The sequence below is a fragment of the Streptomyces sp. NPDC054847 genome, assembly GCF_053610925.1.
Genome location: NZ_JBSGZJ010000377.1, coordinates 1 through 7,040 on the forward strand (window position 1 = coordinate 1; position 7,040 = coordinate 7,040).

At 71.8% G+C, this 7,040-nt stretch carries 4 protein-coding genes; 3 read left to right on the plus strand and 1 reads right to left on the minus strand.

Features of this window, described 5'->3' with window-relative positions; genetic code table 11:
• The first annotated feature begins 181 nt into the window (after nt 1–181).
• A complete protein-coding gene (gene mfd, locus ACWGH4_RS27650; RefSeq protein ID WP_441266985.1) occupies nt 182–3,715 on the plus strand; it encodes a transcription-repair coupling factor in 3,534 nt (1,177 codons plus the stop codon).
• Between the two features lie 95 nt (nt 3,716–3,810).
• Here mfd and ACWGH4_RS27655 read toward each other — a convergent pair whose 3' ends face one another.
• Nucleotides 3,811–5,112 (minus strand): SGNH/GDSL hydrolase family protein, encoded by a 1,302-nt coding sequence (locus tag ACWGH4_RS27655; protein ID WP_453465743.1) that lies wholly within the window; start codon nt 5,110–5,112, stop codon nt 3,811–3,813.
• 213 nt (nt 5,113–5,325) lie between these two features.
• On the opposite strand from ACWGH4_RS27655, the gene ACWGH4_RS27660 reads away from it, so the two are divergent.
• Both ACWGH4_RS27660 and ACWGH4_RS27665 read left to right on the plus strand, forming a co-directional pair.
• Entirely contained in the window at nt 5,326–6,096 is a 771-nt protein-coding gene (locus ACWGH4_RS27660; RefSeq protein ID WP_441266987.1) for an HNH endonuclease family protein, read from the plus strand.
• Nucleotides 6,097–6,185: 89 nt separating this feature from the next.
• Complete coding sequence (locus tag ACWGH4_RS27665) at nt 6,186–6,932, plus strand: N-acetyltransferase (RefSeq protein WP_453465745.1); 747 nt, start codon at nt 6,186–6,188, stop codon at nt 6,930–6,932.
• Nucleotides 6,933–7,040 lie beyond the last annotated feature (108 nt).

Sequence of the window (7,040 nt, forward strand, 5' to 3'; positions counted from 1 at the left end):
CCCGGGGCCTTCGTGCTGCCTTCGTGCCGCCTTCGCGCTGCCGGGAGCGTGGGACGCCGGAGGGAAGCCGTTCGCTCGCGCGAGTGACATCGGCAGGACGTAGTCTGGAGACCCCCGGCCCGTACGACGTGTCGGGCGCATCGCGTTGTCCACCCCCTTGCTCCCTGGACGGAACCCCTTCATGAGCCTGCACGGTCTGCTGGACGCCGTCGTACGTGACCCGGCGCTCGCCGAAGCGGTCAAGGCGGCCGGCGACGGCCGCCGTACGCACGTGGACCTGGTGGGGCCGCCCGCGGCGCGGCCCTTCGCCGTGGCCGCCCTGGCCCGCGACGCCGGCCGCACCGTGCTGGCCGTCACCGCCACCGGCCGGGAGGCCGAGGACCTGGCCGCCGCGCTGCGGTCGCTGCTGCCGGGCGAGGGCGTCGTCGAGTACCCGGCGTGGGAGACGCTGCCGCACGAGCGGCTGTCGCCCCGCTCCGACACCGTCGGCCGCCGCCTTGCCGTGCTGCGCCGCCTCGCCCACCCGTCCTCCGACGACCCGGCGGCAGGGCCCGTCCAGGTCGTGGTCGCGCCCGTACGGTCCGTGCTCCAGCCGCAGGTCAAAGGGCTGGGCGACCTCGAGCCCGTGGCGCTGCGCACCGGGCAGCAGGCCGATCTGAACGAGGTCGTCGAAGGGCTCGCCGCGGCCGCCTACTCGCGGGTGGAACTGGTCGAGAAGCGCGGCGAGTTCGCCGTGCGCGGCGGGATCCTGGACGTCTTCCCGCCGACCGAGGAGCACCCCCTTCGGGTGGAGTTCTGGGGCGACGACGTCGAGGAGATCCGCTACTTCAAGGTCGCCGACCAGCGCTCCCTGGAGGTCGCGGAGCACGGACTGTGGGCCCCGCCCTGCCGCGAGCTGCTGCTGACCGCCGAGGTGCGGCAGCGGGCGGCCGCCCTCGCGGAGGCCCACCCAGAGCTGGGCGAACTGCTCGGCAAGATCGCCGAGGGCATCGCCGTGGAGGGCATGGAGTCCCTCGCGCCGGTCCTCGTCGACGACATGGAGCTGCTGCTGGACGTGCTGCCGCAGGGCTCGATGGCCGTGGTGTGCGACCCGGAGCGGGTGCGGACACGGGCGGCGGACCTGGTGGCGACGTCGCAGGAGTTCCTCCAGGCGTCATGGGCCGCCACGGCGGGCGGAGGCGAGGCCCCGATCGACGTCGGTGCGGCCTCGCTGTGGGGCATCGCGGACGTGCGGGACCGGGCGCGCGAGCTGGGGATGATGTGGTGGTCCGTGTCCCCGTTCGCGGCGGACGCCTCCGACCAGGAGGACGACACCGTCAAGCTCGGCATGCACGCCCCGGACACGTACCGCGGTGACACCGCCCGCGCGCTCGCCGACACCAAGGGCTGGCTCGCCGACGGCTGGCGCACCGTGTTCGTGACGGAGGCGCACGGCCCGGCCTCCCGCACGGTGGAGGTGCTGGGGAGCGAGGGCATCGCGGCACGGCTGGACGCCGACCTGGCCGAGATCACGCCGTCGGTCGTCCACGTCGCCTGCGGTTCCATCGACTACGGCTTCGTCGACCCGGGGCTCAAGCTCGCGGTCCTCACCGAGACCGACCTGACCGGCCAGAAGGCGGCCGGCAAGGACGGTCAGCGGATGCCGACCAGACGCCGCAAGACGATCGACCCGCTGACCCTCGAGGCCGGCGACTACATCGTCCACGAGCAGCACGGCGTGGGCCGCTACCTGGAGATGGTGCAGCGCACGGTCCAGGGCGCGACCCGCGAGTACCTGCTCGTCGAGTACGCCCCCGCCAAGCGCGGCCAGCCCGGTGACCGCCTCTACATCCCCACCGACCAGCTGGAGCAGGTCACCAAGTACGTCGGCGGTGAGGCCCCGACGCTGCACCGGCTCGGCGGCGCCGACTGGACGAAGACCAAGGCGCGTGCGAAGAAGGCGGTCAAGGAGATCGCCGCGGACCTGATCAAGCTGTACTCGGCGCGGATGGCCGCCCCCGGCCATGCCTTCGGCCCGGACACCCCGTGGCAGCGGGAGCTGGAGGACGCCTTCCCCTACGTGGAGACCCCCGACCAGCTCTCCACGATCGCCGAGGTCAAGGAGGACATGGAGAAGACGGTCCCGATGGACCGGCTGATCTGCGGCGACGTCGGCTACGGCAAGACGGAGATCGCGGTCCGTGCCGCCTTCAAGGCGGTCCAGGACGGCAAGCAGGTCGCCGTCCTCGTCCCCACGACACTCCTCGTCCAGCAGCACTTCGGGACCTTCTCCGAGCGGTACTCCCAGTTTCCCGTGGTCACCCGGGCGTTGTCGCGTTTCCAGTCGGACGCCGACGCGAAGGCGACCCTCGAAGGGCTGCGGGACGGCTCGGTCGACATCGTGATCGGCACACACCGCCTCTTCTCCTCCGAGACCAAGTTCAAGGACCTCGGTCTCGTCATCGTCGACGAGGAACAGCGCTTCGGTGTCGAGCACAAGGAGCAGCTGAAGAAGCTGCGGGCCGACGTGGACGTCCTGACCATGTCCGCCACCCCCATCCCCCGCACGCTGGAGATGGCGGTGACCGGCATCCGCGAGATGTCGACGATCACCACCCCGCCGGAGGAGCGGCACCCGGTGCTCACCTTCGTCGGCCCGTACGAGGAGAAGCAGATCGGCGCCGCCGTACGGCGTGAACTGCTGCGCGAGGGCCAGGTCTTCTACATCCACAACCGCGTCGAGTCGATCGACAGGGCCGCGGCCCGGCTGCGCGAGATCGTCCCCGAGGCGCGCATCGCCACCGCGCACGGCCAGATGTCGGAGTCGGCGCTGGAGCAGGTCGTCGTGGACTTCTGGGAGAAGAAGTTCGACGTGCTGGTCTCCACGACGATCGTCGAGTCCGGTATCGACATCGCCAACGCCAACACCCTCATCGTGGAGCGCGGCGACAACTTCGGCCTCTCGCAGCTGCATCAGCTGCGCGGCCGGGTCGGGCGGAGCCGGGAGCGGGGGTACGCCTACTTCCTCTACCCGCCGGAGAAGCCGCTCACGGAGACCGCGCACGAGCGTCTCGCCACGATCGCCCAGCACACCGAGATGGGCGCGGGCATGTACGTCGCGATGAAGGACCTCGAGATCCGCGGCGCCGGCAACCTGCTCGGCGGCGAACAGTCCGGCCACATCGCCGGCGTCGGCTTCGACCTGTACGTCCGCATGGTGGGCGAGGCGGTCGCCGACTACCGCGCCTCGCTGGAGGGCGGCGTGGAGGAGGAGCCCCCGCTCGAGGTCAAGATCGAGCTCCCCGTCGACGCGCACGTCCCGCACGACTACGCCCCCGGCGAGCGGCTGCGGCTCCAGGCGTACCGGGCGATCGCCTCCGCCAACTCGGAGGAGGACATCAAGGCGGTCCGCGAGGAGCTCACCGACCGCTACGGCAAGCTGCCGGAGCCCGTGGAGAACCTGCTGCTGGTCGCCGGTCTGCGGATGCTCGCCCGTGCGTGCGGCGTCGGCGAGATCGTGCTCCAGGGCTCCAACATCCGCTTCGCGCCGGTGGAGTTGCGCGAGTCCCAGGAACTGCGCCTCAAGCGGCTCCATCCGCGCACGGTCATCAAGCCGGCCGTCCACCAGATCCTGGTGCCGCGCCCGACGTCCGGCAAGATCGGCGGCAAGCCGGTGGTGGGCCGCGAACTGCTGGCGTGGACGGGCGAGTTCCTGACGACCATCCTCGGCTCGTAGCGGACGCGGACACCGGCCCCGGACACGGCACCGGTCCGCCCGGACACGGCACCGGCCGTGCCCGGGCGGGGCACGGCCGGCGCCGGTGAAGCGGGTCAGAACGCGTCGAGGTCCAGTGCCTGCGCCATCGCGCGGTATCCCGCGTCGCCCGGGTGCAGATGGTCGCCCGAGTCGTAGGCGGGGAGGATGCGGTCCGGGTCGGCGGGGTCGGCCAGCGCGCGGTCGAAGTCGACCACGGCGTCGTACGCGCCGGACGTCCGGATCCAGTGGTTGAACGCCTCGCGCTTGGCCTCGTTGACCGGGGTGTAGTACGAGGACCCCTTGGTCGGCGTCAGCGTCGCGCCGATCACCTTGATGCCCTTGGCGTGCGCCTGGCGGATCAGCGAGCGGTGCCCCTCGATCAGCCGGTCGACCGACACCTCGGGTGTCGGCCCGCCGGGGAAGCCCTCCCAGTCGCTGCCGCCGAAGTCGTTGATGCCCTCGAGGACGACGATCGTGCCGACGTTCGGCTCGCTCAGCGCGTCGAGCTTGAAACGGGTGACCCCCTTCTCACCGGCCCAGACCGTGTCGTTGGTGACCTGGTTGCCGCCGATGCCGTGGTTGAGGACGCCGCGGGGCTCGCCGGCGGCCGCGAAGCGCTCGGCCAGCTCGTCCGGGTAGCGGTTGTCGGCGTCGAGGCCGGAGCCGACGCCGTCGGTGATGGAGTCGCCGAAGGTGACGACGGCGTCCCTGCGGGCGGCGGTCCCGCCGCTCACCTCGACGCCGGAGAGGAAGTACCAGGAGTCGCTGGTCTCCTTGAACGCCGATCCGCTCCGGTCGTACCGGTGGTCCCCGTCCGCCCGGTAGCTGGTGGCGGAGGCGAACGAGTGGAAGGTGGCAGGTCCGGTCGGCTCCGCCAGGTAGAGCGTGACCGTCACCGACTCCAGGGGCGTGACCTTGAGCGGCACGCCGTCGCTGTGGACCGTGCCGCCGGCCGGGACCGTCACGGATCCGCCCTTGCCGAAGGTCAGCCTGCGGACCGAGCCGGGTTCGACGGAGGCGCCTTCGCCGGTGCGGGCGACCGTCGCGCCGGTGATCCGCAGCGGGGTCTTCCCGTACCGGTTCGACAGCTCGATGCGGGCCCTGGTGCCGCCGGTGCTCACCCGGACGACCTGCCTGACCGTGTGGTCCGAGAAGCCCTGCTCGGACCAGTTGGGAGCGAACGGCGCGGTCGGCGGCTGCGGAGAGGCCGCCCAACCGCCGTGCCAGGTACGGCTGCCGCTCTCCGCTGCCGCGGCGGCGCCGGTGCCGGCCCCTCCTTGCGTGCCGACGACCGGAAGAACGACGAGGGCCGTCGCGGCCAGCAGCGCGACGCCGGTGCGCCGTAAGGAGTTCGTCGGTGTCATACGTCCTGTCATGTGTCCCGCCCCTTTTCCCGTTCCGATGCGCAAGGTGATGAAAGCGCGCTCACGCAGGCGTCAAGCGGTGATCGACTCACGCTATTCCCAGGGCAGTTGCGCGGCGCGGAACGGGCCGCGGCCTCGGAGGCGGCGCTGGGCAACCGCTCCGCCGCCGAAACGGTGACACCCTGACTGTCGGCACGGCCCGGGCGCGGCAGTACCGTACGGACGGTGAACAGACACGGGGTGGTCGGGCGAGGGACGGCGGTGCTGCTCGCGGCGCTGCTGCTCACCGGTTGCGACGGTATCGGCATCGACGGGGGCGGCGCAGAGGGCGGCGGGGGCCCTTCACAGGCCGCACCGGCCGCCGGCGGCACAAGTCCGCTCGCCAACCCGCGCGGCACGGAGCCGGGTCTCGCCGCCCTCGTCACCGAGGAGGAGCGGACAGCCGCCCGCGAGCTGATCGGCGAGGTGACCACGAAGGGCCGCGGCCCGAAGACCGGTTACGACCGCGACGAGTACGGCTACGCCTGGATGGACACGGCCGACGGAGTCCCCCTGGCCAGGAACGGCTGCGACACGAGGAACGACCTCCTGGCCCGCGACGGGAAGGAACTGGCCTTCCGCGACGGCTCCGACTGCGTCGTCGTGGCGATGACCATCCACGATCCGTACACCGGCAGGACCATCGAGTGGCGCAAGCAGGACGCCGCCGAGGTGCAGATAGACCATGTCGTTCCGCTGTCGTACAGCTGGCAGATGGGCGCGGCCCGCTGGGACGAGGCCAAGCGGCGCCGACTGGCCAACGACCCGCTGAACCTGCTGCCAGTGGAGGGCCGCGCCAACAGTGCCAAGAGCGACTCGGGCCCGGCGTCGTGGCTGCCGCCCAGCAAGCCCGTCCGCTGCTCCTACGCGGTGCGCTTCGCGCAGGTCGCGGTCAAGTACGAGCTGCCGGTGACCGCTGCGGACAAGCGGATCATGCTCGCCCAGTGCGGAGGGTGAACCCGACGGCTCGGAGGAATTGCCCGGGCGGAACGTCGGAAGCCGTTTAACCACTGGGGTCCGGGCGCGGGCGTGGTTAGCCTGGCGCCATGGATCTTGAGATCACGACTCTGGCCGAGCGGCCGGAACTGCAGGGCCCCATGTGGCAGATGATCGACACCTGGGCGGAGTTCCTTGTCAACGACCCCGTCGGCTGGGCCTATATCGGGCGCATCGTGGGCGAACTCCCCGAGTACGTGCTGGTCGCGACGGACGCCGAAGGCAAGGTCGTCGGGCGGGCGTTCAGCGTGCCGGTGGCCATGGACGTGGACGGGCGCCGGGAACTGCCCGCGGGCGGCTGGGACCAGGTGATGCTCTGGGCCTTCTCGGACCTGCGGCACGGCCGGAAGCCGGACACGATGAGCGCCATCGAGATCACGGTCGCCAAGGAGAGCCAGGGCCGGGGCATATCGGGCCGGCTCCTCGCGGCGATGCGGGACAACGCACGCCGCCGGGGTTTCTCCGAGCTGATCGCGCCGGTGCGGCCGAGCGCCAAGAGCGCCGAGCCGTCGGCGCTGATGAGCGAGTACGCGTACCGCACACGCGAGGCGGACGGGCTGCCGCACGACCCGTGGCTGCGCGTCCACGTCCGGGCCGGCGGTGTCATCGAGAAGGTGGCCCCGACGTCGATGACGGTCACCGGATCGCTGGAGCAGTGGCGCAAGTGGACGGGGCTCCCGTTCGACACCACGGGCCGGGTCGAGGTCCCGGGCGCGCTGGTGCCCGTGCACTGCGAGACGGAACGGGGTTACGCGGTGTACGTCGAGCCGAACGTGTGGGTACGCCACCAGGTGTGAGAGCGGTGGCTGCGGGGACCGTCGGCCGGGCGGTCCCCGGGTGCCCCTGGGCGGGACGGCAGAAGCCGGGGCCGGCCCGACGTTCCGGCGGGCGGGGCCGGGGTCCTG